The organism is Arthrobacter sp. Ha26, from assembly GCF_059091705.1.
Genome location: NZ_JBNHGX010000004.1, coordinates 13,466 through 38,185 on the forward strand (window position 1 = coordinate 13,466; position 24,720 = coordinate 38,185).

Annotated in this window: 25 protein-coding genes and 1 riboswitch; of the genes, 17 read left to right on the forward strand and 8 right to left on the reverse strand. The window is 65.5% G+C overall.

The window, feature by feature from the left end:
- The first annotated feature begins 10 nt into the window (after nucleotides 1-10).
- Nucleotides 11-1,549, forward strand: coding sequence for an amino acid permease (locus tag AC5RVY_RS10850; RefSeq protein ID WP_493954723.1), 1,539 nt, complete (start codon nucleotides 11-13; stop codon nucleotides 1,547-1,549).
- Nucleotides 1,546-3,279 (forward strand): flavin monoamine oxidase family protein, encoded by a 1,734-nt coding sequence (locus tag AC5RVY_RS10855; RefSeq protein WP_493954724.1) that lies wholly within the window; start codon nucleotides 1,546-1,548, stop codon nucleotides 3,277-3,279. The genes AC5RVY_RS10850 and AC5RVY_RS10855 overlap by 4 nt, the downstream gene beginning before the upstream one ends.
- Here AC5RVY_RS10855 and AC5RVY_RS10860 read toward each other — a convergent pair.
- The 3 genes from AC5RVY_RS10860 to purU form a co-directional block, all read right to left on the reverse strand.
- Nucleotides 3,266-3,793 (reverse strand): gamma carbonic anhydrase family protein, encoded by a 528-nt coding sequence (locus tag AC5RVY_RS10860; protein WP_493954725.1) that lies wholly within the window; start codon nucleotides 3,791-3,793, stop codon nucleotides 3,266-3,268. The two genes, AC5RVY_RS10855 and AC5RVY_RS10860, sit on opposite strands and share 14 nt — an antisense overlap.
- An 85-nt stretch (nucleotides 3,794-3,878) precedes the next feature.
- Nucleotides 3,879-4,532, reverse strand: a complete 654-nt coding sequence (locus AC5RVY_RS10865; protein WP_493954726.1) for a class I SAM-dependent methyltransferase — start codon at nucleotides 4,530-4,532, stop codon at nucleotides 3,879-3,881.
- A 54-nt stretch (nucleotides 4,533-4,586) separates the two neighbouring features.
- Nucleotides 4,587-5,447, reverse strand: a complete 861-nt coding sequence (gene purU / locus AC5RVY_RS10870; RefSeq protein WP_493954727.1) for a formyltetrahydrofolate deformylase — start codon at nucleotides 5,445-5,447, stop codon at nucleotides 4,587-4,589.
- 43 nt (nucleotides 5,448-5,490) lie between these two features.
- A riboswitch (ZMP/ZTP riboswitch) is annotated at nucleotides 5,491-5,576 on the forward strand.
- Between the two features lie 146 nt (nucleotides 5,577-5,722).
- On the opposite strand from purU, the gene glyA reads away from it, so the two are divergent.
- From glyA to AC5RVY_RS10920, 10 genes are all read left to right on the forward strand, one after another.
- Entirely contained in the window at nucleotides 5,723-7,021 is a 1,299-nt protein-coding gene (gene glyA, locus AC5RVY_RS10875) for a serine hydroxymethyltransferase (RefSeq protein WP_493954728.1), read from the forward strand.
- 3 nt (nucleotides 7,022-7,024) lie between these two features.
- On the forward strand, nucleotides 7,025-7,924 hold the full coding sequence (locus AC5RVY_RS10880) for a bifunctional methylenetetrahydrofolate dehydrogenase/methenyltetrahydrofolate cyclohydrolase (RefSeq protein ID WP_493954729.1): 900 nt from the start codon (nucleotides 7,025-7,027) through the stop codon (nucleotides 7,922-7,924).
- 333 nt (nucleotides 7,925-8,257) lie between these two features.
- Complete coding sequence (locus AC5RVY_RS10885; RefSeq protein ID WP_493955046.1) at nucleotides 8,258-9,187, forward strand: ABC transporter ATP-binding protein; 930 nt, start codon at nucleotides 8,258-8,260, stop codon at nucleotides 9,185-9,187.
- 10 nt (nucleotides 9,188-9,197) lie between these two features.
- On the forward strand, nucleotides 9,198-10,049 hold the full coding sequence (locus tag AC5RVY_RS10890) for an ABC transporter permease (RefSeq protein WP_493955047.1): 852 nt from the start codon (nucleotides 9,198-9,200) through the stop codon (nucleotides 10,047-10,049).
- The gene (locus AC5RVY_RS10895; RefSeq protein WP_493954730.1) at nucleotides 10,046-10,879 is read left to right on the forward strand and encodes an ABC transporter permease; all 834 of its coding nucleotides are present in this window, start codon (nucleotides 10,046-10,048) and stop codon (nucleotides 10,877-10,879) included. Before AC5RVY_RS10890 ends, AC5RVY_RS10895 begins: the two co-directional genes overlap by 4 nt.
- Nucleotides 10,880-11,008: 129 nt before the next feature.
- On the forward strand, nucleotides 11,009-11,566 hold the full coding sequence (locus AC5RVY_RS10900; protein ID WP_493954731.1) for a hypothetical protein: 558 nt from the start codon (nucleotides 11,009-11,011) through the stop codon (nucleotides 11,564-11,566).
- A 10-nt stretch (nucleotides 11,567-11,576) separates the two neighbouring features.
- Nucleotides 11,577-12,410, forward strand: a complete 834-nt coding sequence (locus AC5RVY_RS10905; protein ID WP_493954732.1) for an exodeoxyribonuclease III — start codon at nucleotides 11,577-11,579, stop codon at nucleotides 12,408-12,410.
- 20 nt (nucleotides 12,411-12,430) lie between these two features.
- Nucleotides 12,431-13,474 carry a tryptophan--tRNA ligase gene (trpS, locus tag AC5RVY_RS10910; RefSeq protein ID WP_493954733.1) on the forward strand — a complete coding sequence of 348 codons (1,044 nt, stop codon included), beginning with the start codon at nucleotides 12,431-12,433 and terminating at the stop codon, nucleotides 13,472-13,474.
- Between the two features lie 4 nt (nucleotides 13,475-13,478).
- Nucleotides 13,479-14,180 (forward strand): 2'-5' RNA ligase family protein, encoded by a 702-nt coding sequence (locus AC5RVY_RS10915; RefSeq protein ID WP_493954734.1) that lies wholly within the window; start codon nucleotides 13,479-13,481, stop codon nucleotides 14,178-14,180.
- 58 nt (nucleotides 14,181-14,238) lie between these two features.
- The gene (locus AC5RVY_RS10920; protein WP_493955048.1) at nucleotides 14,239-15,216 is read left to right on the forward strand and encodes a YihY/virulence factor BrkB family protein; all 978 of its coding nucleotides are present in this window, start codon (nucleotides 14,239-14,241) and stop codon (nucleotides 15,214-15,216) included.
- Nucleotides 15,217-15,272: 56 nt separating this feature from the next.
- Here AC5RVY_RS10920 and AC5RVY_RS10925 read toward each other — a convergent pair whose 3' ends face one another.
- From AC5RVY_RS10925 to sdhC, 5 genes are all read right to left on the reverse strand, one after another.
- On the reverse strand, nucleotides 15,273-16,043 hold the full coding sequence (locus AC5RVY_RS10925; RefSeq protein ID WP_493954735.1) for an alpha/beta hydrolase family protein: 771 nt from the start codon (nucleotides 16,041-16,043) through the stop codon (nucleotides 15,273-15,275).
- 176 nt (nucleotides 16,044-16,219) lie between these two features.
- Nucleotides 16,220-17,002 (reverse strand): succinate dehydrogenase iron-sulfur subunit, encoded by a 783-nt coding sequence (locus tag AC5RVY_RS10930; RefSeq protein WP_050055921.1) that lies wholly within the window; start codon nucleotides 17,000-17,002, stop codon nucleotides 16,220-16,222.
- A 1-nt stretch (nucleotide 17,003) separates the two neighbouring features.
- Nucleotides 17,004-18,803, reverse strand: a complete 1,800-nt coding sequence (gene sdhA / locus AC5RVY_RS10935) for a succinate dehydrogenase flavoprotein subunit (RefSeq protein ID WP_307610775.1) — start codon at nucleotides 18,801-18,803, stop codon at nucleotides 17,004-17,006.
- Between the two features lie 108 nt (nucleotides 18,804-18,911).
- Nucleotides 18,912-19,373 (reverse strand): succinate dehydrogenase hydrophobic membrane anchor subunit, encoded by a 462-nt coding sequence (locus tag AC5RVY_RS10940; protein WP_493954736.1) that lies wholly within the window; start codon nucleotides 19,371-19,373, stop codon nucleotides 18,912-18,914.
- Between the two features lie 3 nt (nucleotides 19,374-19,376).
- Nucleotides 19,377-19,757 carry a succinate dehydrogenase, cytochrome b556 subunit gene (gene sdhC / locus AC5RVY_RS10945; RefSeq protein WP_015936418.1) on the reverse strand — a complete coding sequence of 127 codons (381 nt, stop codon included), beginning with the start codon at nucleotides 19,755-19,757 and terminating at the stop codon, nucleotides 19,377-19,379.
- Nucleotides 19,758-20,034: 277 nt separating this feature from the next.
- Here sdhC and AC5RVY_RS10950 point away from each other — a divergent pair, with 277 nt between their 5' ends.
- From AC5RVY_RS10950 to AC5RVY_RS10970, 5 genes are all read left to right on the forward strand, one after another.
- Nucleotides 20,035-21,168 (forward strand): mannose-1-phosphate guanylyltransferase, encoded by a 1,134-nt coding sequence (locus AC5RVY_RS10950; RefSeq protein ID WP_493954737.1) that lies wholly within the window; start codon nucleotides 20,035-20,037, stop codon nucleotides 21,166-21,168.
- 92 nt (nucleotides 21,169-21,260) lie between these two features.
- Nucleotides 21,261-22,460 (forward strand): amidohydrolase, encoded by a 1,200-nt coding sequence (locus AC5RVY_RS10955; RefSeq protein WP_493954738.1) that lies wholly within the window; start codon nucleotides 21,261-21,263, stop codon nucleotides 22,458-22,460.
- 106 nt (nucleotides 22,461-22,566) lie between these two features.
- Nucleotides 22,567-23,001, forward strand: a complete 435-nt coding sequence (locus AC5RVY_RS10960; protein WP_493954739.1) for a MarR family winged helix-turn-helix transcriptional regulator — start codon at nucleotides 22,567-22,569, stop codon at nucleotides 22,999-23,001.
- A gap of 38 nt (nucleotides 23,002-23,039) precedes the next feature.
- Nucleotides 23,040-23,468 carry an organic hydroperoxide resistance protein gene (locus AC5RVY_RS10965; protein WP_493954740.1) on the forward strand — a complete coding sequence of 143 codons (429 nt, stop codon included), beginning with the start codon at nucleotides 23,040-23,042 and terminating at the stop codon, nucleotides 23,466-23,468.
- A complete protein-coding gene (locus AC5RVY_RS10970; RefSeq protein ID WP_493954741.1) occupies nucleotides 23,465-24,481 on the forward strand; it encodes an NADP-dependent oxidoreductase in 1,017 nt (338 codons plus the stop codon). Before AC5RVY_RS10965 ends, AC5RVY_RS10970 begins: the two co-directional genes overlap by 4 nt.
- The last annotated feature ends 239 nt before the right edge of the window (nucleotides 24,482-24,720 follow it).

Genomic DNA, 24,720 nt, shown 5'->3' on the forward strand with positions numbered 1-24,720 from the left:
GACGTCAACGATGACTGTGCCTACACTCTCCGGCCGGACCCAGGCCGGGCCGGCCGCCCGGCCCGGCCTGGGCGCCCAACTCCTGCGCCGCAAGCCCATCGCGCAGATGGTCAGCGAGGCGGAAACCGCCAACGGCGGCCCCCGCCTGGTCCGAAGCTTCGGTGTCCTCCAACTGACCATGATCTCCGTGGGCGCCACCCTGGGCACCGGCATCCTGGTGATCCTGGGCGAATCCGTACCGCTGGCCGGACCAGCCATCTGGATCTCCTTCGCCATCGCCGGCCTGGCCGCACTCCTGTCCGCTGTGTCCTACGCGGAAATGGCAGGGCTGGTGCCCGTGGCCGGCTCCAGCTACTCCTACACGTACGCCACCATGGGCGAAGGCATGGCGTGGATCTGCGGCTGGTGCCTGGTGCTGGAGTATGCGGTGTCCGTGGCCGCAGTCGCGGTAGGGGCGGGGCAGTACGTCAACGAAGCCCTCGCAGTGTTCGGCGCAGTCCTTCCCGACGCCATGTCGCAACCGCCCGGCGACGGCGGGCTAGTGAACATTCCTGCAGTGGTCATCGTGGTGCTCGCCACCGTCCTCCTGGTCCGCGGCGCCAAGGAAAGCGCCTGGATCAACACGGCGATCGTGGTGGTGAAGGTGGGCATCCTGTTGTTCTTCTGCGCCGTGGCCCTCACCGCATTCAACGCCGGCAACTTCGAACCGCTGCTGCCGATGGGTGCCGCCGGTGTCTCGGCCGCCGCCTCCCGGGTGTTTTTCTCCTACATCGGCTTCGATGCCGCCTCCACCGCAGGTGAAGAAGCACGCAACCCCAAGCGCGACCTGCCCAAAGCCATCATGTTGTCCATGCTGATCGTCACCACCATCTACGTGCTGGTTGCGGTAGCCGCCATCGGTGCCCGGCCGTGGGGATGGTTCGATGGAACCGAGGCCGCCCTCGTGAAAATACTCGAGGAAATCACCGGCCAGCCGTGGATTGCCCTGGTCTTCGCCGTGGGTGCCGTGCTGGCCATCGCCAGCATCGTCCTCACGGTGCTCTACGGGCAGACCCGCATCCTGCTGTCCATGGCCCGTGACGGGCTCATTCCCCAGGTGTTCGGCCGCGTCTCCCGCCGCACCGGCACCCCCGTGGCAGGCACGCTCCTGGTGGGATCCGCCGTGGCCCTCACCGCCGGACTGGTGCCGCTGGGCGCCCTCGCGGACGCCACCAGCATCGGCACGCTCTTTGCGTTCGCCCTGGTGAACCTCGCTGTGATCTACCTCCGCCGCACCCGCCCGGAGCTGGAACGGACGTTCCGGGTGCCCCTGTTCCCGCTCACCCCCATCCTCGGCGCCGCGATGTGCGCCTACCTGATGGCCAACCTCGGGGCTGAGACCTGGGTGGTCTTCGCGCTCTGGATGTTGGTGGGCGTGGGCGCGTACTTTGGCTATGGACGCCGCAACTCCCGGGTGGCCGCCCTGAGCAACGACGAATACCGTGAGCTGTCCGGACCGACACTTCCCACCACGCAAAACCCCGAACCGACGAAGGCAGAACTTCCATGACCATCGCCACCGAACTGCCGGCCTCCGATCCGTCCAGCACCTCAGCAGCCCCCTCCGCCGCACCGGCTGCCGGGGGAGCCGCCCCCGGTCCCATCACCATGCTGAACCCGGACTTCCCGTTCAGCTACGACCACTACCTGGCCCATCCCGATGGCCTGGGGTCGGTGCCGCCCGAACTGCTGGGTACCGAGGTGGCCGTCATCGGGGCGGGCCTTTCGGGCCTGGTTACTGCCTACGAGCTGATGAAACTGGGGCTGCGGCCCGTAGTGTACGAGGCCGACCGGATTGGCGGCCGGCTCCGCACCGCCTCCTTCCCGGCCGCGCCCGGCGTGGTGGCTGACCTCGGCGGCATGCGCTTCCCGGAATCCGGCAAGGCGTTCTACCACTATGTGGACCTGGTGGGCCTGGAAACCGAGGAGTTTCCCAACCCGCTCTCCCCGGCGACCTCCAGCACGGTGATCGAGCTGGCAGGGCAGAAGCACTACGCGGAGAAACCCAGCGACCTGCCACCGTTCTTCCGGGAAGTGGCGGACGCCTGGAAGGCTGCGGTAAATGACGGGGCCAAATTTGCGGAAATGCAGCAGGCCATCCGAGCCCGGGACACCGCCAGGATCAAGGAACTGTGGAACGAGCTGCTGCCTCTCATGGATGAGCAGACGTTCTACGGCTTCATCGCCGCCAGCGACTCCTTCAAGAAGGCGGGCTTTGCCCACCGCGAAGCCTTCGGCCAGGTGGGTTTCGGCACCGGCGGCTGGGACACCGACTTCCCCAACTCCATCCTCGAAATCCTTCGCGTGGTGTACACGGACGCTGATGACCAGCACCGGCTCATCCGCGGGGGAGCGCAGCGCCTGCCCGAGGCACTCTGGCAGCACGCGCCGTCGGGTATGGCCCACTGGCCGGAAGGGACTTCGCTGGCGTCACTGCACTCCGGCTCGCCGCGCGGCGCCGTGGGCCGGATCAGCCGCGACCCCGACGGCAACCTGCGGATCCGCGAACGCTGGGGCCGCGAGGCCAGCTACCCGGCAGTGGTGACCACCTGCCAGTCCTGGCTCCTGTCCACCCGGATCCACACCGAGGAGGCCCTGTTCCCGGCGGAGCTGTGGACCGCCATCGAGCGCTCGCACTACATGCAGTCCTCCAAGACGTTTGTGATGGTGGACCGGCCGTTCTGGAAGGACATCGACCCGGACACCGGCAACGAGGTGCTCTCGATGACGCTGACCGACCGCCTCAACCGCGCCACCTACCTGCTGGACAACGGCCCGGACCAGCCCGCCGTCATCCTGCTCTCCTACACCTGGAACGACGACGCACTGAAGTGGCTCGCGCTGGACGCGGACGAACGCGTGGAACTGATGCTGCATTCGCTCGAGCAGATCTACCCCGGAGTGGACATCGCCGGGCATATCGTGGGCCAGCCCATCACCGTCTCCTGGGAGGCCGACCCCAATTTCATGGGCGCCTTCAAGGCCAACCTGCCCGGGCACTACCGCTATCAGCAGCGGCTGTTCACCCACTTCAAGCAGGACAAACTGCCCGAATCCCAGCGCGGCATCTTCCTGGCCGGCGACGACGTTTCGTTCACCGCCGGTTGGGCCGAAGGTGCCGTCACCACAGGCCTGAACGCCGTGTGGGGAGTGCTGAACCACCTCGGCGGCGCCTCGGCTCCTTCCAACCCCGGACCGGGCGAACTGCTGGACGAAATGGGACCGATCAGCCTCGACTAGCGTGCAACTCCCGGTGTGCTGCGGCCAACTCGACGTAGCGCGCCGCGTTGGCCCGGACGCCGTCGTACTCCTCTTCGGTGAGTTCGCGGCGGACCTTGCCCGGGACGCCTGCCACCAGCGAGCGGGGCGGGACGACGGTGCCCTCAAGCACCACGGCGCCGGCCGCCACGAGCGAGCCGGCGCCGATCACCGCGCCGTTAAGTACTGTCGCCCCCATACCGATCAGGCAGTCGTCCTCCACTGTGCAGCCATGGACGACGGCGGCGTGCCCCACGCTGACCCGTTCGCCCACTGTGCAGGGGAAGCCGGGGTCCGCGTGCAGCACCACGTTGTCCTGCAGGTTGCTGCCGGCGCCCACCGAGATGGCAGCGGTATCAGCGCGGACGGAGACGCCGTAGAAGGCGCTGGAGTCCGCGGCGAGGGTGGCGTTGCCGATGATGGACGCGGTGGGGGCAACAAAAGCGGAATCATGGACGGCCGGGGTGCCCCCGGCGAAAGTGTAAAGAGGGGCCATGGGCCAAGCCTAGGCCATCCTTCCCCGGCCCAACTGGGTAATGCCAAGTGTCAGTGTGGAGCTTCAAAGTGGCAGTTAGCGCCACCTAGTGGGGCTTGGGGGTGCGAAGGAGCAGGAACTGGTAGTGCTGGGTCCAGTGCCCGGCTCCTGGTCCGGACTCGGCGCCGGTTCCCTCGGGCCACGTCACAAAGTCTTCAATGGCTCCATGCCGGCCAAAGACTTCCCGGACCGTTGCGTCGCTGCGCCTGCTGAAGAAGCGGGGTTCGACGTCGTCCTCCGGGTTCAGTACCTCTTCGTCGTCTCCGGACCACAGGCCGACGGCGACCGGCGCGCCGGGAGCGGCCACGCGGACCAGCTCGGCCAGCACCGCATCGATATCACTGGCGGGAACGTGCAGCAGTGTGCTCATCGACCACAGCGCCGGGAACGAGCCGTCCGGGAAGGGCAGCCGCCGGGTGCTGGCCACTGAGACATCCAGGCCGCGGCTCCGCGCCCGCCGGACCTGGCCTTCCGCGATGTCCACGCCCGTGTAACGGATGCCGGCCTGCACAAATCCCAGCCCGTCCAGGCCGGTTCCCGAGCCAATCTCCAGGACGGAACGGCGCCCCTCGGATTTGAGGAGCGTGATGAATCGTTCGCGTTGCTCCCTGCGGGGGCGCGACGGCGGGTGGTCGGCTCCGGAGGCGGCACGAAGGTTGTAGAAGTCGGCAAGGCGCCGCTCGCCGTCGTCCGGTTCCATCACACCTCCCCGAGGCCGGTGACACCCGTTGTTGAAACGCCCTGGTAAAAGCCCTTAGTTGAAGACGACTGTCCGGTTGCCGTCCAGCAGCACCCGGTGCTCGGCGTGCCACTGCACTGCCTGGACCAGGGTGCGGCCCTCCACGTCCCGGCCCATCTGGACGAATTGTTCCGGGGTGCGGGCGTGGTCCACGCGGATGACCTCCTGCTCGATGATGGGGCCCTCGTCCAGGGCCGCCGTCACGTAGTGGGCCGTGGCGCCGATCAGCTTCACGCCGCGCGCATGCGCCTGGTGGTACGGCTTGGCGCCTTTGAAGGAGGGCAGGAAGGAGTGGTGGATGTTGATGGCTTTTCCGGTGAGTTCGGTGCAGAGCTCGTCCGACAGGATCTGCATGTACCGGGCCAGGACCGTCAGCTCAACATCGTGCTCGGCGATGATGCCGCGGAGCTTGTCCTCCGCCTGGACTTTGGTGTCCCTGGTGACCGGGATGTGGTGGAACGGGATGCCATAGAACTCGGCCAGCCCCGCAAGGTCCTGGTGGTTGGACACGATGGCAGGGATCTCAATGGGGAGGGTCCCGGAACGCTGCTGGAACAACAGGTCGTTGAGGCAGTGGGCGGAGGTGCTGGCCATCACCAGGGTGCGGACCTTCTGTCCCACGGCGTTCAGGCTCCACTGCATGCCGAACGCGCCGGCCACCGGCTCCAGGGCTGCCCGCAACTCGGAGGCCGGGACCGGGGTGGTCACCTCCACACGCATAAAGAAGTTGCCCGTGGCCGGGCTGCCGTACTGCTGCGAATCCGTAATATTGCACCCCGCCGCCAGCAGGGCGCCGGCCACCGCATGGACGATTCCCGGGCGGTCCGGGCAGGACAGGGTTACTACGTACGCTTGGTTCAGCTGCTCTTCATTCACGCGTACAAGCCTACCCGCGCAGGGCCGCGCGGGTTTGGTAGGCTGGGGAGGTCGCAACTGGCGTTGGGTGGCTAACCACCAGGGAGCGGCAATCACGAAGACCACGGATCGTACGCCTGGGCCGAGGGTCATGTCTTGCCGGATTTGGGGCTGCACTCGCGTCAGTACTGCAGCGCCATGCCTGCGTCTATTCCGCCCTGTCACAAGGCAGTGCGGGTGTACGCCAGCCGGTAGCCTGACCTAAGCAGTGCCCGTATCCCAGCCAGGAGTTCTTCGTGACTACTACAGCCACCTCAACCACCGCCGTCAGCAACCAGCCGCTGGCTGAGCTTGACCCGGAAATCGCCGCAGTCCTGGACCAGGAGCTCGGCCGCCAGCGCGGCACCCTGGAAATGATTGCTTCCGAAAACTTCGCCCCCCGCGCCGTGATGGAGGCCCAGGGGTCCGTCCTCACCAACAAGTACGCCGAGGGTTACCCGGGACGCCGCTACTACGGCGGCTGCGAATACGTTGACGTTGCCGAGCAGCTGGCCATCGACAGGGTCAAGGCCCTTTTCGGTGCAGAATACGCCAACGTCCAGCCGCACTCCGGTGCACAGGCCAATGCCGCAGCGCTGTCCGCCATGATCACCCCGGGCGACAAGATCCTCGGCCTGTCCCTGGCCCACGGCGGCCACCTGACCCACGGCATGAAGCTGAACTTCTCCGGCAAGCTGTACAACGTGGCTGCCTACCAGGTGGAGGAAGACAACTTCCGCGTCGACATGGACAAGCTCCGCGAGCAGGCCATCGCCGAGAAGCCGCAGGTCATCATCGCCGGCTGGTCCGCCTACCCGCGCCACCTGGACTTCGCCGCCTTCCGCTCCATCGCCGATGAGGTCGGCGCACTGCTGTGGACCGACATGGCACACTTCGCCGGCCTGGTTGCCGCCGGACTGCACCCGAGCCCGGTGCCGCATTCCGACGTGGTCACCTCCACGGTGCACAAGACCCTCGCCGGTCCGCGCTCGGGTGTGATCCTGGCCAAGCAGGAGTGGGCCAAGAAGCTGAACTCCAACGTGTTCCCGGGCCAGCAGGGCGGCCCGCTCATGCACGTCATCGCAGCGAAGGCCGTGGCCTTCAAGATCGCCGGGACCCAGGAATTCAAGGAGCGCCAGGAGCGCGTCCTCGAAGGCGCGAAGATCATCGCTGACCGCCTCAACCAGGCCGACGTTGCAGAAGCCGGCGTCTCCGTCCTCACCGGCGGAACCGATGTGCACCTGGTCCTGGTTGACCTCCGTAACTCGCAGCTGGACGGCCAGCAGGCCGAGGACCTCCTGCACTCCGTGGGCATTACGGTCAACCGCAACGCGGTCCCGTTCGACCCCCGCCCGCCGATGGTCACCTCGGGCCTGCGGATCGGCACCCCGGCCCTGGCCACCCGCGGCTTCGGCGCTGCCGAATTCACCGAAGTGGCAGAGATCATCGCCACCGCCTTGAAGGCCGGCACCAGCGCCGACGTGGAGGCCCTGCAGGCCCGCGTGGACAAGCTCGCTGCCGACTTCCCGCTGTACCCGCAGCATGAGCAGTGGTAATCCATGAGTGAAACCAAGACTGCGCGGATCCTTGACGGCAAGGCAGCAGCCGCCGCCATCAAGTCCGAACTGGCAGAGCGGGTCGCGGCCCTGAAGGCACGTGGCATCATTCCCGGCATTGCCACTGTGCTGGTGGGTGCGGACCCGGCTTCACAGCTGTATGTGTCCATGAAGCACAGGCAGTCCGAGGAGATCGGGATGAACTCGATCCAGCGTGAGCTTCCGGCGGATGCCACCCAGGCCCAGGTTGAGGACCTCATTGACGAACTCAATGCGGACCCTGCCTGCCATGGGTACATCGTGCAGCTGCCGCTGCCCAAGCACCTGGACACCGACGCCATCCTCGAGCGCATCGACCCCGCCAAGGACGCTGACGGGCTGCACCCGACCAACCTTGGGCGCCTGGTGCTCAACGTCAACGGCGAGATCACCTCGCCGCTGCCGTGCACTCCCCGGGGCGTCATCGAGCTCCTGGAGCGCAACGGCTACAGCCTCGCCGGCAAGCATGTTGTCGTGGTGGGGCGCGGCGTCACCATCGGCCGGTCAATCGGGCTGCTGCTGACGCGGCGGGCCGTGAACGCCACCGTAACCCTGACCCACACCGGAACCGCGAACCTTTCGGAGCTGCTGCGGCAGGCGGACGTCATTGTGGGCGCAGCGGGTGCCAAGCACATCGTCAAGGCCGCCGACGTGAAGCCCGGCGCCGCCGTGCTGGACGTCGGGGTAACCCGCGAAACCGACCCCGAGACGGGCAAGAGCAAGGTCCACGGCGACATCGATCCTGCCGCCGCAGAGGTAGCGGGCTGGATCTCGCCGAACCCGGGCGGAGTCGGTCCCATGACGGTGGCGCTGCTGATGACCAACGTGGTGGAAGCCGCGGAGCGCCAGGCGGCACAGCCGTAAAGACCCGGCCCTCGAGGCAACGGCAGGGCGCGTACTCCAGCCGGAGTACGCGCCCTGCCGTTTTAAGCAGCCTTTAAGCCGACGACCGTATGGCCGCCCGCGGCTAGGCTCAAACCATGCAGCGCCGTTTCCGGGGACCGCCCACCGCCTTCATTGTGGTCGCCGTGGCCGTCTTCCAGGTTGGCCGGACATCCGGATGCGGACTGCGACGGCGTGGAGGCGACCAGGCAGATCATGGCCGCTAAGGAGCTGGCAGGAACCTGGGTGCTCCACTAGTCTGCTGAAGTGCACAATGAAGCCATCCTGTCCTCCAGCGCGTCAGCCGGCAGCCCGATGAAGCAGCAGACAGTGATAGCGGCGGAGGGCCTGACCAAAATGTACGGCGACGTCGCAGCAGTGGACGGAATTTCGTTCAGTGTCCCGGCGGGGGAGTCCTTTGGCCTGCTGGGGCCTAACGGTGCAGGCAAGTCCACCACCATGAAGATGATCGGCGGTGTCACCAGCCGCACCGCCGGCAGCCTCCAGATCATGGGCCTGGACCCGGACGTGCACGGGCCGGAGGTGCGCGCCCACCTCGGAGTGGTGCCGCAGCAGGACAACCTGGACGAGGAACTCAGGGTCCGCGACAACCTCCTGGTGTATGGCAGGTACTTCGGCCTGCCCCTGAGTTACCTGAAGCCAAAGGCGGACGAGCTGCTGGAGTTTGCGCAGCTGACGGACAAGGCGAAGTCCAAGGTGGATGCGCTGTCCGGCGGCATGAAGCGGCGGCTGACCATCGCGCGCTCGCTGATCAACGAACCACGCATTCTGCTGCTGGACGAACCCACCACCGGCCTGGACCCGCAGGCCCGTCACATCCTCTGGGACCGCCTGTTCCGGCTCAAGGAGCAGGGCGTCACGCTGATCCTCACCACCCACTACATGGACGAGGCCGAGCAGCTCTGCGACCGGCTCATCGTGGTGGACAAGGGGCGCATCATGGCCGAAGGCTCACCCGCGGAGTTGATCCGCGAGCACTCCACCCGGGAGGTGGTGGAGCTGCGCTTCGGTTCCGAGCGGAACACAACCATCTCCTCGGAACTGGACGGCATCGGGGAGCGGCTGGAGGTCCTGCCGGACCGGGTGCTGATTTACGCGCACGACGGCGAGTCCGCCCTTGAGCAGGTGGCGTCCCGCGGCCTGAGGCCGCTGACGTCGCTGGTCCGCAGGTCCTCGCTGGAAGACGTGTTCCTTCGGCTGACAGGCAGGAGCCTTGTTGATTGAGAAGGCAGGCGTGACCGGTGCGCCTTCCCCAACGCGCGGCCTTCCCGTCCCGCATGGTCCTGCCGCAGCAGCGGCAAAGGCCCGGCGCTGGGGTGCTTTCTACTACATGGAGCATGTGCTCCGGGTGATGAAGGGGTACAGCTGGTCCCTCGTGATGTACAGCGTGGGCCATCCGGTGGCCTACCTGTTCGCCATGGGCGTTGGGCTGGCCACCTTGGTTGATGCCCGGGGCGCGGGGGCCTTCGGGGGAGTGGGGTACGTGACGTTTGTGGCGCCGGCGTTGCTGGTTTCCGCCGCGGTGATGACGGCTGCCAATGAATTCACTTTCCCGGTGATGGGCGGCTTCAAGTGGCGCCGGACCTACTACGGGCCGCATGCCTCGCCGCTGACGCCCCAACAAATCGCCGCCGGCCACATCATGGCCGTGACCCTTCGGTTCCTGCTGCAGTCGGTTGTGTATTTCGCAGCTGTTGCCTTGTTTGGTGCCGCACCCGGCGGATGGGGATGGGTGAGCATCCTGGTGGCCACGCTGGCGGCTCTTTCCTTTGGCTTGCCGCTGATGGCCTATTCAGCGTCGATCACTGAGGACAAAGGCCAGTTCGCCCTGGTGATGCGCTTCATCGTGATGCCGCTGTTCCTGTTCTCCGGGACGTTCTTTCCGTTGGACTCCCTGCCGCTGGCGGTGCGGTGGATTGGCTGGATTTCGCCGATCTGGCACGGAACGGAGCTGGGCCGCGTTTTTACTTACGGATACCGGGAACCGCCGTTGCTGACCCTCCTGCATGCCGTGGTCCTCATAGGCCTTGCGGTGGCTGGCTGGTTCCTCACGCGGCGGCAGTTTGCCCTGAGGATGGGCCGATGAGCACTGGAGTGCCGGTCAGGAACGCCGCGGACGAGGCCCGCAACAGGACCTTCGGGACGCTTTATTCGCGCAACGCCAGGGCCGTGGTTTCGCGCGGGCTCCTTGCCACCAGGAGCACCAACTGGCTGGTGATGCTCTCCGGATTCTTTGAACCTGTCCTGTTCCTGGTCTCCATGGGAGTGGGGCTCGGTGCCATCGTGGGGTCTGTCCAGGGCCCGGGCGGAGGGGAGATCAGCTACGCCGCCTACATCGCCCCTGCACTGCTGGCCGTCTCCGCCATGAACGGTGCAATCTACGACTCCACGTGGAACGTGTTCTTCAAGATGAACTTCGCCAAGCTGTACCAGGGCATGCTGTACACGTCGCTTGGCCCCCTGGACGTGGCATTGGGCGAGATCTTCCTCGCCCTGCTCCGCGGCCTTCTCTATGCACTGGGTTTCACCGCAGTAATGGGTGTTCTGGGCCTGATCACCACACCCTGGGCCCTGCTGATGGTTCCCGCTTCGGTGCTGATCGCGTTTGGGTTCGCCAGCATCGGGATGGGCATCACCAGTTTCCTGAAGACGTTCCAGCAGATGGACTGGATTAATTTCCTCCTGCTTCCCATGTTCCTGTTCAGCGCCACGTTCTATCCGCTGAGCGTGTACCCGGAGGCCATCCAGTGGCTCATCCAGGCGATGCCGCTGTGGCACGGGGTGGAACTGCTGCGCCAGATCAGCGTTGGCACCTTCACGGCGGCCACACCCATCCACATCGGCTACTACCTGGCGATGACCGCCGCCGGCATGCTGCTCACCACCCTTCGGCTGCGCCAGCTGTTCCTCAAGTAACCGCGCCCAACTGGCTGGCAGGTATCGCATTCAAAACGCGATTTGGGAGCGTTAAGTGCGAGCTGGTCGGGTGTTCGCCGGGGGTGGAAGGCGGCCGGAGCATCCCCGGGCATTTGAGAGAATAGGTGCATGCAATCTCTGGGCAGCTCCAAGTCATCCTCCAAACCCGCCATGGGCGGATTCTCGATGTTCCGCATCAGCGGGCCGGGTCTGATGGTCCTCGTCACCGCATTCGTGGTGGCTGTCATCTTCGCAGCCAACCAGAACGACGTCGTGGGCTGGGTAGTTGCCATTATCGCCTTCTTCTGGCTGGCCCTTGCGTCCTTTGTGGTCTTCAGCATCCAGAAGGCCGCCAAGAAAGCCGGAGCGAAGCTGACCGAAGCCCAGAATGCCTTCAGCACCGCGGCGGGGCGTGGGCCGTACGCCGGGGCGGACCAGGGCGGCACCCGGGTTGTTGCCGAACGCGGCCAGGCGGAGGAGGTCCGCGACCTCAAGCTGGACCACTCCTTCAAGATCGTGCAGGTGCAGGTGCGGGTGGTGGAAGAAGAACGCGCCAAGGGCGCTGCCGCCAACCAGGACACCATTAACAGGGCCTTGGAAACCATCGAAATCACCGCCACGAACGCCCGGGACATGATCAAGTCCTCCGGGAGCGGAGAGCCGGTCACCGGAACCATCATCGACTAGAGTGGAGCGGGTGAGCTCGGCATTGAAGAAGGACCACCTTCGCATCGCATCCGTTAATGTCAACGGCCTCCGGGCTGCCTTCAAGAACGGTATGGCGGCGTGGCTGGAACCGCGTGCGGTGGACATCCTCTGCCTGCAGGAGGTCCGCGCTCCTGACGCCATCGTCCGGCAGCTGCTGGGCGACGGCTGGCACATCCTGCACGCCGAGGCCGAAGCCAAGGGGCGGGCCGGCGTGGCCATTGCTTCACGCGAAGAACCCCTCGCAACGCGGAACGGCATCGGGGACGATTACTTCGCCACCGCAGGCCGCTGGGTGGAGGCCGATTTCCGCTTCGCCGACGCTGCCGGACATCCCGTCCAGCTCACAGTGGCCAGCGCCTACGTCCACTCCGGCGAGGTGGGCACCGCCAAGCAGGTTGACAAGTTCCGGTTTCTGGATGCGATGGGCAACCGCCTGCCGGAACTGACCAAGCACAGCGACCATGCCTTGGTAGTCGGTGACCTCAATGTGGCCCACACACCCCGGGACATCCGGAACTCCAAGGCCAACATCAAGAAGGCGGGCCACCTTCCGGAGGAACGGGCGTACTTCGACCGGTTCTTCGGCGAGGAGATCGGCTGGCAGGACGTCCACCGCAACCTTGCCGGTGACGTTGACGGCCCGTACACCTGGTGGTCGCAGCGCGGCAAGGCGTTCGACAATGACACGGGCTGGCGGATCGACTACCACCTGGCCACCCCGGAACTGGCGTCCTCCGCCATCTCGGCCGTTGTTGACCGGGCAGCCTCGTGGGACACCCGATTCTCCGACCATGCCCCGCTCGTAGTGGACTACCAGCTCTAAGCCCCGAAGGTTTCCTCGCCATGACTAGCCAGACTCCCCTTGCCTCCAAGAAGCGCATCCTCTCCGGTGCGAAGCCCACTGCGGACTCCCTGCACCTGGGCAACTACATCGGCGCCGTCCGCAACTGGGTAGACATGCAGGCCGAGTACGACGCCGTGTTCTTCATTCCGGATCTTCACGCCATCACCGTGGACTTTGATCCAGCCGAACTGGCCAAGCGCACGCGCGTCGTTGCGGCCCAGTACATCGCTGCCGGCATCGACCCGGACAAGAGCATCTTCTTCGTCCAGTCCCACGTGCCCGAACACGCCCAGCTTGCCTGGGCGCTGAACTGCATCACGGGTTTTGGGGAAGCATCCCGAATGACCCAATTCAAGGACAAGACCCAAAAGTCCGGCGCCGACGCCGCCACCCTGGGATTGTTCGCATATCCCACCTTGATGGCGGCGGACATCCTGCTGTACCAGTCCGACCTGGTTCCCGTGGGAGAGGACCAGCGCCAGCACCTGGAACTCACCCGGAACCTGGCGCAACGGTTCAATACGAAGTTCGGAGCCACCTTCACCGTTCCCGAAGCCACCATCGTGAAGGAACGCGCCAAGATCTACGACCTCCAGAATCCCAGCGCCAAGATGTCCAAGACCGGGGAGTCACCCAATGGTGCCATCCAGCTGCTCGAGGACCCCAAGGTCGCGGCCAAGCGCATCAAGTCCGCGGTGACCGATGCCGGCACGGACATCCGGTTCGACCCCGAGGAAAAGCCCGGGATCTCCAACCTGCTGACCATCTATTCCTCCCTCACCGGCAGGTCCATTGCCGAGCTCGAAGCCGAGTACCAGGGCAAGATGTACGGCCACCTCAAAGTTGACCTGGCGGAGGTAGTGGTGGAGTTCGTCACGCCGCTGCGCGACCGCACCAACGAGTTGATGTCGGACCCGGCGGAACTTGACCGGCTGCTGGCCCACGGCGCTGAGCGTGCCCGCGAAATCGCGTCGGTTACCCTTGGCCAGGTGTACGAGCGCATGGGCTTCCTCCCGTCCTTCTCCCTCGCAGGAGTCCGCTAGCGCCATGCCATCCAGCAAAGTCACCGCAAGGGGAGGCTCCCGCTCCAAACAGGCACCGGGAAGCCCCGGTAACCCCCAAGGCGACCCAGCGGAGGACACCGGCGCGGCCAGGCGGAGGCCATCCCGGACGGAAGACATCAGCGTGGGGGTCATCCTGGGCTTCCCGCCGGAGGTGGCTGAGGAACTCCAGCGCTGGCGGGCTTCTTTCGGGGACCCGCTCGCGGAGGTGGTGCCTGCACACATCACCCTGGTGACCACTACGCCTACCCGCGACTGGGAAGCCACCCGGGAGCATGTGCGGGAGGTGGCGCGCCGCCAGAGCCCCTTTATGGTCACCATCGCCGGTACGGGGACGTTCCGCCCTGTTTCCCCGGTGGTCTTCATCAACGTGGAGGAAGGCTTCGAGGCATGCGTGGACCTGCACGAAAAGCTCCAGCAGGGTCCGCTCCAGCGGGATCTGCCCTTCGCATACCACCCGCACGTCACTATCGCCCACGACGTCGCCCCCGAAAGCCTCGATGAAGCCGAAACGGTACTGAAGAGCTATAGAGCCACCTTCCCCGTGGTTAGCATGGGACTTTACGAGCACGATGCGGACGGCATCTGGCAGCTACGGGAAGAGCTGGACTTTGGGACCGAAACTGACAGCGACGCCGGCACCCGATTCACGGACACCGCCGCGGACACGGCAGCAGAAGCAGGCTGAACAACAGCCGCTTCCAACGGAACGGGCGCAGTTGAAGCTTGCCGTCATCCAGAAGCGGATGGAGTTGGGGAAAGCGCGCCGTTCGGCCGGCGGAAGCTTCTTCGCCACAGTGCTGGCCACGTTCCAGTGGCTGCTGGCGCGCCTTAACTCGTTACGCCCCCTGCGGGCTTTCCGGCACTACAACCTCCAGCACGGCCCGCTCATGAGCGCCGGCATGGGTTTTAATATGTTCTTCTCCATCACGGGCCTGCTCACCACGGGATTCTCCGTTGCCGGGCTGGTGCTGCGGGGACAACCTGCGCTGCTGGACACGATCATCAGCAGCGTAGCGGCAAGCGCGCCCGGCCTCCTGAAGGTGAACGGCGGCGAGGGCCTGGTCGACCCGCAGGACATGTTGAACCCGGACGGGCTGGGTTGGACTGCAGCCATCGCGGCCGCAGTAACAGTCTTTACGTCCTTGCGCTGGATTGCGAGTCTGCGGGACGGGCTGCGGGGCGTGATGCAGTTGCCTCCCTTAGTAGTCAATCCCGTCCTGCTGAAGCTGCGCGATGCCGGCACCCTGCTCCTGCTGGGCACCGCCCTGGTCATCAGCGCCGGCGCCTCGCTGGTTTTTGGCACTGCCGCCGGCTGGGTCACCGACTTCCTGCGGCTCGACGACATTGTGGCGGGCCCGCTGACCACCTCAGTCAAGATCGCGGTCCCGCTGGTGCTGAGCTGGGTCACGGCCCTGATTATGTATCGGCTGGCGGCCGGGCTGAAGCTGTCCCGCCGCGCGCTGCTGGAAGGCACCATTTTTGCGGCTCTCGGCACCACCGTCCTGCAGGTCTTCAGTACCGAGCTGCTGGCCGGCGCCGGCCGCAATCCCATCCTGGCGCCGTTCGCGATCATCATCGGCCTGCTGATCTGGTTCAACCTGGTCAGCCAGGTCTACCTCATCTCGGCCGGCTGGGCCGCCGTCCGCGAGGCCGACCTGCATTCAGGAGAAACTCCGGGCAAGAAGATCCTCGGAGCACGCCGGCCTACGCCCCAGACGTGAGCGGAATTCCACGGCTCGTGGCTGCCCGCCCGCAGGAGCGGGAGCCGGTCAGGCGGCTACTGGGCGGCGTCCAGGTACTGGTCAGCCCAGGCAGCGATGATCTTGGCGGCCCGTGCCGCCTGGCCCTTCCCGGTCAGGAGATGGTCGCTGCCTTCAAGGGACACGAAGTTCCGCGGATGCCGCGCGGTCTGGAAAATGGTGCTCGCGTTCTCGATGCCCACCGTGTTGTCCGTGGGGGAGTGCAGCACCATCAGGGGCTTGTGCAGCTGCTTGATGCAGTCGGTCAGGTCGGCGTTTTCGAGGTCCTCCACGAAATGCTTGCGGATCTCCACCCGCTTCCCGCCGAGGTCAACTTCCGCGCTGCCTTCGCTCAGGATCTTGTCCAGGGCGGCGTCGAAGACGTGTGCCACGTGCTTCGGTGAGAAGGGCGCCCCAACGGTAGCGACGGCGTCGAGCTCGGGGATCTCCCGGGCGGCTGCCAGCACTGCCGCACCGCCGAATGAGTGGCCCACCAGCAGGGAAATTTCCTTCCCTTCGCCGCGCATGAACTCGGCAGCCTTCACCGTGTCCGCCACCTTATGGCTGAACGAGCCGGCCGACCATTCCCCGGCGGAACCGCCCAGGCCAAGGTTGTCGAACCGCAGCATCCCGATGCCGCTGTCCGCCAGGGCCTTGCACATCCGTGAAGCCGACGGGCTGTCCTTGCCGAGAGTGAAGCCGTGCGAGAACACTCCCCAGCCCTTCACCGGCCCCTCAGGTACATCGATGAGGCCGGAGAGTACCTCGCCGGTGGAACCGGCGAAGGAGACTTTTTCAGAGCGGGACATGGTGTCCCCTTTCATTTGTTGCGGATGCCCTATCGGTTTTGGTCGCCAAACCAGCGCTTTGGAGACCGGATCTGATAGCACAACTCGAGGTGCCAACCGGGGAAACGGCGACGGCGCCGCTCACTGTACGTTCCCCGTACGTGGTGAGCGACGCCGTCGTCCGCTTGATCCTTTGGTCAGATCTTGCGGGAGAGAATGGCCTGCTTGACCTCTTGGATGGCCTGGGTCACCTGGATGCCGCGGGGGCATGCTTCGGAGCAGTTGAAGGTGGTGCGGCAGCGCCACACGCCTTCCTTGTCGTTCAGGATCTCCAGGCGCATGTCGCCGGCATCATCGCGTGAATCGAAGATGAAGCGGTGCGCGTTGACGATCGCTGCCGGGCCGAAGTACTGGCCGTCGGTCCAGAACACGGGGCAGGACGACGTGCAGGCCGCGCAGAGGATGCACTTGGTGGTGTCGTCAAAACGCTCACGGTCCTCGGCGGACTGCAGTCGCTCCCGGGTGGGTTCGTGGCCCTTGTTGATCAGGAACGGCATGACTTCGCGGTAGGACTGGAAAAACGGTTCCATGTCCACGATCAGGTCCTTCTCCACCGGCAGGCCCTTGATGGGTTCCACCGTGATGGGCTTGGACGTGTCCAGGTCCTTCAGGAGGGTCTTGCAGGCGAGGCGGTTGCGGCCGTTGATGCGCATGGCATCGGAGCCGCAGACGCCGTGGGCGCAGGAGCGGCGGAAGGACAGGCTGCCGTCGATTTCCCACTTGACCTTGTGCAGGGCATCCAGGACACGGTCCGTGCCGTACATGGTCAGGTGGTAGTCATCCCAGGTGGCCTCGCCGGACACCTCGGGGTTGTACCGGCGGACGCGCATGTGCACATCGAACGTGGGGATTTCGCCGCCACCGCCGACGCCGGCAGGCAGTTCAATCTTTGAGGCTGGCTCAGCGATTTCAGCGGTCATCTTAGTACTTCCTCACCATCGGCTCGTAGCGGGTAAAGACAACCGGCTTCGTGGCCAGGCGGATTCCGGCAATTGCTTCTGCGGATCCGTCTGCCGGCGCGTGGTCATCCTTGTACGCCATGGAGTGCTTCATGAATTTCTCGTCGTCGCGTTCCGGGAAGTCCTCGCGGAAGTGTCCGCCGCGGGATTCTTCACGGTGCAGGGCCGCCACGGTCATGACCTTGGCCAGCTCCAGCAGGAAGCCGAGCTCAACGGCTTCGAGCAGGTCAAGGTTGAAGCGCTTCCCCTTGTCCTGGACGTTGATGCGCTTGTACCGCTCCTCGAAGGAGGCGATGTCCCGCAGGACCTGGTTCAGGGTATCCGCAGTGCGGAACACCTGCATGTTGGCGTCCATGGTGTCCTGCAGTTCCTTGCGGATCTGCGCCACCTTTTCGTCGCCGGTGCCGTTGCGCGCAATGTCCAGCAGCTCGGTGGTGTATGCCAGCGGGTTCTCCGGCAGTTCCACGTAGTCGGCCGTCTTGGCGTACTCGGCTGCGGCAATGCCGGCGCGCTTGCCGAACACGTTGATGTCCAGCAGCGAGTTGGTGCCCAGGCGGTTGGAGCCGTGCACCGAAACGCAGGCTACTTCCCCGGCTGCATACAGGCCGGGGACCACGGTGTCGTTGTCCTGCAGGACCTCGGTGGTGATGTTGGTGGGGATGCCGCCCATGGCGTAGTGAGCGGTGGGGAACACGGGAACTGGTTCCGTGTATGGCTCCACGCCCAGGTACGTGCGGGCGAACTCGGTGATGTCCGGCAGCTTGGCATCGATGTGAGCCGGCTCCAGGTGCGTGAGGTCCAGGAGGACGTAGTCCTTGTTCGGGCCGCAGCCACGGCCTTCACGGACCTCGTTGGCCATGGAACGGGCCACGATGTCACGCGGCGCCAGGTCCTTGATGGTGGGGGCGTAGCGCTCCATGAAGCGCTCACCCTCCGAGTTGCGCAGGATGGCGCCTTCGCCACGGGCGGCCTCCGAGAGGAGAATGCCCAGGCCGGCGAGGCCGGTGGGGTGGAACTGGAAGAACTCCATGTCCTCCAGCGGAATACCGCGGCGGAACGCGATGCCCATGCCGTCACCGGTGAGGGTGTGTGCGTTGGAGGTGGTCTTGAAGACCTTGCCGGCGCCGCCGGAGGCGAACACCACGGACTTGGCCTGGAATACGTGCAGCTCGCCGGATGCGAGGTCGTAGGAGACCACGCCGGCGACGCGCTTTTGCTTGTACGGCGTGCCGTCCTCGCGCACGGCGTCCTCTTCGACCGTCAGCAGGTCCAGGACGTAGTACTCGTTGTAGAACTCAACGTTGTGCTTGACGCAGTTTTGGTACAGCGTCTGCAGGATCATGTGGCCGGTGCGGTCTGCGGCGTAGCAGGCGCGGCGCACGGGGGCCTTGCCGTGGTCGCGGGTGTGGCCGCCGAATCGGCGCTGGTCAATCCGCCCCTCGGGCGTGCGGTTGAACGGCAGGCCCATCTTTTCAAGATCGAGCACGGCGTCGATGGCTTCCTTCGCCATGACCTCGGCGGCATCCTGGTCCACCAGGTAGTCGCCGCCCTTGACGGTGTCGAAGGTGTGCCACTCCCAGTTGTCTTCCTCGACGTTGGCAAGGGCTGCACACATGCCACCCTGCGCCGCACCGGTGTGCGAGCGGGTGGGGTAGAGCTTGGTCAGTACTGCTGTGCGGGCGCGTTGACCGGATTCGATCGCCGCGCGCATGCCAGCGCCACCGGCACCGACGATGACGACGTCGTACTTATGGACCTGCATACCAGACGCTCTTTCTCTCAAAATTCGCAATAAAACAACGGGCGGGCGTAGCCTGCTCCGCAAAACAAGGCCCGCGGTTGTACCCGCGGGCCCGGGATGGTGCCGGTGCTAGGCAGGGCAGAATCCGCCAGGCAGGGGCACGCCGTCGACGACGGGGCAAGGGTTGAAGGTGAAGATCACCAGGGTGCCCAGGACAATGATGACCACGGTGGCTGAGTACAGGACGGTCTTGAGCCAGCGGCGGCTCGAGTCCTTCTCGGCGTAGTCGTTGATGATGGTGCGCACGCCGTTGGTGCCGTGCAGCATGGCCAGCCACAGCATGGCGAGGTCCCAGAACTGCCAGAACGGATCTGCCCACTTGCCGGCCACAAAACCGAAGTCGATGGCGTGGATGCCTTCGCCTACCATGAGGTTCACAAAGAGGTGGCCGAAGATCAGGACCACCAGAACTACGCCGGAGAGCCGCATGAACAGCCAGGCGATCATTTCGAAGTTGCCCCGGCTTCCGCCGTTGCGGCGGTACTGCGGTGCGATCCGCCCGCTGCGCGGGCTCTCAATGGTTGCAGACATGGCTTAGTGACCTCCGAGCGCAAGGGACAGGTGGCGGATGGAGAAGGCGACCATGGTGACAACCCAGAGACCCAGGACGGCCCAGAGCATCTGGCGCTGGTACTTGGCACCCTTCTTCCAGAAGTCCACCGCAATGATGCGCAGGCCGTTGAAGGCGTGGAAGACGATGGCGGCAACAAGGCCCGTCTCGCCCAGGGCCATAAGGGGGTTCTTGTAAGCACCGATCACCGCGGTGTAGGCCTCGGGAGAGACACGCACCAAGGAGGTGTCCAGGACGTGGACCAACAAGAAGAAAAAGATCACTACACCGGTAATCCGGTGTCCTACCCAGGACCACATGCCTTCACGGCCGCGGTACAAGGTGCCAGCTGGTTTTGTCGGCACTGATAAACCTCCCTGCAACACAGCGGCGCTGGCATGAGATCCACGCGGGGGGAACGCCTGCTGCGAGAGCACTCGTAGCTCAGGCCTAAATCTAGGCTCCGCTCACAGCTTATTCAATTTAGGAACTCCTTGGTGCCCAGCAGTAGCAAGGATTTGGGAGATTAATGAGATAAACGCCACAATCGCGCGCCCTTATGAAGTCCCGGCTGCTCTGCCAGGGGCCGGATACCGGGGTCCGGAAGGGGCCACGGCAGGCGGTCGGCTAAAGTAGGCGTTGATGAGTACAGACAAAGTGACAAGCCCGGTTTCACCCCTTGACCGCTTCATTGCGGTGATCCCGGCCGGCGGTGTGGGGACCCGCCTTTGGCCCCTGTCGCGAGCCGCAGCTCCCAAGTTCCTTCACGACCTCACCGGCTCGGGCAGTACTTTGCTGCGCGCCACCTATGACCGGCTGCACCCGCTGGCCGGCACCCGGATGCTGGTGGTCACGGGACGGGCCCACCGCGAGGCAGTATGCCGTCAGCTTCCGGAAGTCCAGGACGGGGACCTGGTCCTCGAGTCCGAGCCCAAGGATTCCGGCGCGGCCATCGGACTCGCTGCCGCCATCCTGCACGAACGCGATCCGGACACCATCATGGGTTCCTTCGCCGCGGACCAGGTGATCAGCCCGGACAACCTCTTCCAGCAGGCCGTCAAGGAAGCTATTTACACCGCCGCCGCCGGCAAGATCGTCACCATCGGCATCAAGCCCACCCACCCCTCCACCGGGTTCGGGTACATCCGTTCCGGCCAGGACCTGCACATCGACGGCGCCCCCAGTGCCCTGGACGTGGTGGAGTTTGTCGAAAAGCCGGACGAGGAAGTGGCCCAGCAGTACGTGGACAGCGGCAACTACGTGTGGAACGCCGGCATGTTCGTGGCCCCCGTAGCACTCCTGCTTAAGCACCTTGAGGCCAACCAGCCGGCGCTGTTCCAGGGCCTGCAGGAAATCGCCCGCGCCTGGGACACCCCCCACCGCGACGAGGTCACGGCCCGCGTCTGGCCCACCCTGCCCAAGATCGCCATCGACTATGCCGTGGCCGAACCTGCCGCCGAAGCCGGGGACGTCGCCGTCGTGCCCGGTTCCTTCCGCTGGGACGACGTCGGTGACTTCGCCTCCGTGGGCCGGCTCAACAGTGCCAAGGAAGTGGATGATGTCACCGTGCTCGGCGAGGGCGCGCGCGTGTTCACCGAGAACTCCAGCGGCGTGGTGGTTACCGACACCAAGCGCGTGATCGCCCTGATCGGGATCCAGGACGTTGTCATCGTGGATACCCCCGATGCCCTGCTGGTAACCACCATGGCCAATTCGCAAAGGGTCAAGGCCGCCGTCGATGCATTGAAGGCCAGCGGGGACACCGACGTTCTCTAGGCCTTCCCTGCTTTCAGGCCGCCGCGGCCCCGCGGATGTAACGCGGGGACCGCGATGGCCCGTAATCCGGTGACCCTCGCTAGAGTGAATTCGTGCGCAACTACACTACGGAAGCCGAGCCCACCGCGCTGGTGGCACCCTGGCTTGAGCCGCTCCTGCCGGAACTGATCGATTTCCGCCGGGACCTGCATGCGCATCCGGAACTGTCCTTCAAGGAATTCCGCACCACGGACAAGCTCGCCGAGCGGCTGGAAGCTGCCGGACTTAGCCCCCGCCGGCTGGACGGCACCGGGCTCACCGTGGATGTGGGGGAGGGGCCCATTGCCACTGCCCTGCGCGGAGACATCGATGCGTTGCCCATTATCGAGGAGACGGGCCTGCCCTTCGCCTCGAAAAACCACGGTGTGACGCACGCCTGCGGCCACGACGTCCACACCACCACCATGTTGGGCATCGCCCTGGTACTGCACCGCATGCACCAGGAAGTACCGCTCGGCGCCACGGTCCGGATCATCTTCCAGCCGGCCGAGGAAACCATGCCAGGCGGCGCGCACTCCTGCATTGAGCAGGGCGTGCTGGACGGGGTTCCCCGCATCCTGGCCCTGCATTGCGATCCGCGCATTGACGTGGGCAGGATCGGGACGCGCATCGGCGCCATCACCTCCGCCTCGGACACTATCCGGATCGAGCTTTCCGGCCGCGGCGGCCACACCTCCCGGCCGCACCTGACCGAGGACCTGGTGTTCGCCCTGGCGCAAATCGCCGTGAATGTGCCCGCTGTCCTGTCCCGCAGGGTGGATGTCCGGAGCGGGGTCTCCGTGGTGTGGGGCCAGATCTCTGCAGGCTCGGCTCCCAACGCCATTCCCGGCACCGGCTACATGGCCGGAACCATGCGGTGCCTGGACCGTGAGGCGTGGCACGCGGCGGGCGAACTGCTGGACGAAGTGGTGCACCAGGTGGCCGCCCCGTACGGCGTTGACGTTCGCCTGGAGCACACCAGGGGAGTGCCCCCGGTAGTGAACTCCGAGCACGAGACGGCAATTATCGAGGCGTCGGCACGGGCCGAAATCGGCGAAAGCGCCGTGGTGTTGACCCCGCAGTCCATGGGCGGGGAGGACTTCGCCTGGTTCCTCGCGGAGCTGCCCGGCGCCATGATGCGGCTCGGTACCAAGACTCCGGGCGGCGAGGAATACGATCTCCACCGCGGCGATTACATCCTGGACGAACGGGCCCTGGGCCTTGGCATCCGCGTGCTCACCGCTGCGGCGCTGCGCACCATCCGCGACCTTTAAGACCGGCCGGCCGCCCGTCGTCGTACTTCTCGGAACAAGCGCCCTGTCCTTAATTAACCGTCCCATATAAGTTGTGCACAATCTAGTTGTGCGCTATATTTACTCCATGACCGATGCTCCCCGCTTGAACCGCCAGGTGTGCTTTGCGCTCTACTCCGCATCGCGTGCCGCCACTGCCGTGTACCGGCCGGTCCTCGAAGACCTGGGCCTCACGTACCCGCAATACCTGGTGATGCTGGTGCTGTGGGAAAACGAACCGCGCGGCGTGAAGGAGCTGGGTGAAGAGCTCGGCCTTGACTCCGGCACCCTCTCGCCCCTGCTGAAGCGCCTGGAGTCCCTGGGCCTGGTGGAACGCCGCCGGTCCGGCGAGGACGAGCGCCGGGTTGCCATCCACCTGACCCCTGCCGGACGGGAGCTGGGCGGGAAGGCAGGCGCCATTCCGGCGCGGCTCGCTGAAGCGGCGGGCCTTACAGCCGAAGAACTTGATCAACTGCGCAACACCCTGGGCCGGCTGACAGCTGCCCTGCACAACGCAGTCTGACAGCACAGATTTCAACCCCACAACAGGACGGAAACACCGTGAAACCTCTTTACACTGCCCAGGCGCTTGCCTCCGGCGAAGGCCGCGACGGCACCGCACGCACCAACGACGGCAAGCTGGACGTAACCCTCTCCAGCCCCGTGGAGCTGGGCGGAACCGGCCAGGGCACCAACCCGGAGCAGCTCTTCGCGGCCGGCTATGCCGCCTGTTTCCACTCCGCCCTGCGCCTGGTGGGCCGCAAAGAACGGGCCGACCTGACGGATTCCGCAGTGGCCGCCAAGGTCCATCTCGGGCAGCTGGATACCGCGGGCTTCGGGCTGGCCGCGGAACTGGAGATCGCACTGCCGGCGCTGGACCTTGCCACCGCGGAGGCACTGGTGGCCAAAGCCCACGAGATCTGCCCCTACTCCAACGCCACCCGCGGCAACATCGCCGTGGACATCAAGATCCTGGAGTACGCCGCATGAGCGCCGCCCTTCCCGATACCACCCGCGAAATCCAGCTGGCGGCCCGGCCCAAGGGCCGCCCCGTCCCGGAGAACTTCCGGCTTGCCGAGTCCCGCCTGCCGGAACTCCAGGATGGCCAGATCCTGGTACGCAACCTCTTTATGTCCGTGGATCCCTATATGCGGGGGCGCATGAATGACGTCAAATCGTATTCCGCGCCGTTTGCCATTGATAAAGCGCTCGACGGCGGCGCTGTGGGCGAGGTGATCGCGTCCCGTTCGGAGCGGCATCAGCAAGGCGACGTGGTGGTGCACGCCCTGGGCTGGCGCGAACATGCGGTGGTGGATGCTGCCGCGGCGACGCCTGCGCGCACCGACCTCGCCCCAGCGTCGGCTTTCCTGGGCGCGCTGGGCATGACAGGGCTGACTGCCTATGCCGGCCTGCTCAAGGTTGCGGAGTTCAAGGCCGGCGACGCCGTGTTCGTCTCCGGGGCAGCGGGTGCCGTGGGCTCACTGGCGGGCCAGATTGCCAAGGCCATGGGTGCGTCCCGCGTGATCGGATCCGCCGGCACGCCTGCCAAAGTGGCGCGGCTGCTTGAACTGGGCTTCGACGCGGCCTTCGACTACCACGACGGGCCCGTGCGCGAGCAGCTGCAGAAGGCAGCCGGCCCTGGGGGAATCGACGTCTACTTCGACAATGTGGGCGGTGAGCACCTCGAGGCGGCGCTTGCCACGCTCAAGGTGGGCGGCCGCGTGGCGATGTGCGGCGCCATTGCGCAGTACAACTCCACCGAGCCGACGCCCGCGCCCCATAACCTGATGCTGGCCATCGGCAAACAGCTCACCCTCAAGGGCTTCCTGGTGGGCGGCCAGACCCAGCATGCAGCAGAGTTCGCCGAAAAGATGGCAGGCTGGCTCGCCAACGGCACCGTGCGCTACGACGAGACCATCATGGACGGGCTCGAGAATGCTCCCCAGGCTTTTATGGACCTGCTCGACGGTGCCAACACAGGCAAAATGCTGGTCCGCCTCTGACTTTTCTTTCGTCGGATGGAGAAGGGCAGGGGCGGCGCTATGGCGCCGCCCCTACTCATTGGTAACAACTTGTAAACAATCTCCGCAATGGAGTCCCGGTATGCTACGGCCACGTGGCGCAGGCCACTAAAGTAGGTGCCATCAGTGCGCTCCGGCGCAGTGCTGCTGGCTGTCAGTGAAAACAGAATTTCAGTGCAGAAACGGACACTCATTGAATTCGAGCCGTAGCGCCACTCTCT

Excerpts from the sequence above, each read along its gene's own strand:
- AC5RVY_RS10850 (WP_493954723.1), top strand. The coding sequence starts at position 11 with ATGACTGTGCCTACACTCTCCGGCCGGACCCAGGCCGGGCCGGCCGCC.
- AC5RVY_RS10855 (WP_493954724.1), top strand. The coding sequence starts at position 1,546 with ATGACCATCGCCACCGAACTGCCGGCCTCCGATCCGTCCAGCACCTCA.
- AC5RVY_RS10860 (WP_493954725.1), bottom strand. The coding sequence starts at position 3,793 with ATGGCCCCTCTTTACACTTTCGCCGGGGGCACCCCGGCCGTCCATGAT.
- AC5RVY_RS10865 (WP_493954726.1), bottom strand. The coding sequence starts at position 4,532 with ATGGAACCGGACGACGGCGAGCGGCGCCTTGCCGACTTCTACAACCTT.
- AC5RVY_RS10880 (WP_493954729.1), top strand. The coding sequence starts at position 7,025 with ATGAGTGAAACCAAGACTGCGCGGATCCTTGACGGCAAGGCAGCAGCC.
- AC5RVY_RS10885 (WP_493955046.1), top strand. The coding sequence starts at position 8,258 with ATGAAGCAGCAGACAGTGATAGCGGCGGAGGGCCTGACCAAAATGTAC.
- AC5RVY_RS10895 (WP_493954730.1), top strand. The coding sequence starts at position 10,046 with ATGAGCACTGGAGTGCCGGTCAGGAACGCCGCGGACGAGGCCCGCAAC.
- AC5RVY_RS10900 (WP_493954731.1), top strand. The coding sequence starts at position 11,009 with ATGCAATCTCTGGGCAGCTCCAAGTCATCCTCCAAACCCGCCATGGGC.
- trpS (WP_493954733.1), top strand. The coding sequence starts at position 12,431 with ATGACTAGCCAGACTCCCCTTGCCTCCAAGAAGCGCATCCTCTCCGGT.
- AC5RVY_RS10915 (WP_493954734.1), top strand. The coding sequence starts at position 13,479 with ATGCCATCCAGCAAAGTCACCGCAAGGGGAGGCTCCCGCTCCAAACAG.
- AC5RVY_RS10920 (WP_493955048.1), top strand. The coding sequence starts at position 14,239 with ATGGAGTTGGGGAAAGCGCGCCGTTCGGCCGGCGGAAGCTTCTTCGCC.
- AC5RVY_RS10925 (WP_493954735.1), bottom strand. The coding sequence starts at position 16,043 with ATGTCCCGCTCTGAAAAAGTCTCCTTCGCCGGTTCCACCGGCGAGGTA.
- AC5RVY_RS10930 (WP_050055921.1), bottom strand. The coding sequence starts at position 17,002 with ATGACCGCTGAAATCGCTGAGCCAGCCTCAAAGATTGAACTGCCTGCC.
- sdhA (WP_307610775.1), bottom strand. The coding sequence starts at position 18,803 with ATGCAGGTCCATAAGTACGACGTCGTCATCGTCGGTGCCGGTGGCGCT.
- AC5RVY_RS10940 (WP_493954736.1), bottom strand. The coding sequence starts at position 19,373 with ATGTCTGCAACCATTGAGAGCCCGCGCAGCGGGCGGATCGCACCGCAG.
- AC5RVY_RS10950 (WP_493954737.1), top strand. The coding sequence starts at position 20,035 with ATGAGTACAGACAAAGTGACAAGCCCGGTTTCACCCCTTGACCGCTTC.
- AC5RVY_RS10960 (WP_493954739.1), top strand. The coding sequence starts at position 22,567 with ATGACCGATGCTCCCCGCTTGAACCGCCAGGTGTGCTTTGCGCTCTAC.
- AC5RVY_RS10970 (WP_493954741.1), top strand. The coding sequence starts at position 23,465 with ATGAGCGCCGCCCTTCCCGATACCACCCGCGAAATCCAGCTGGCGGCC.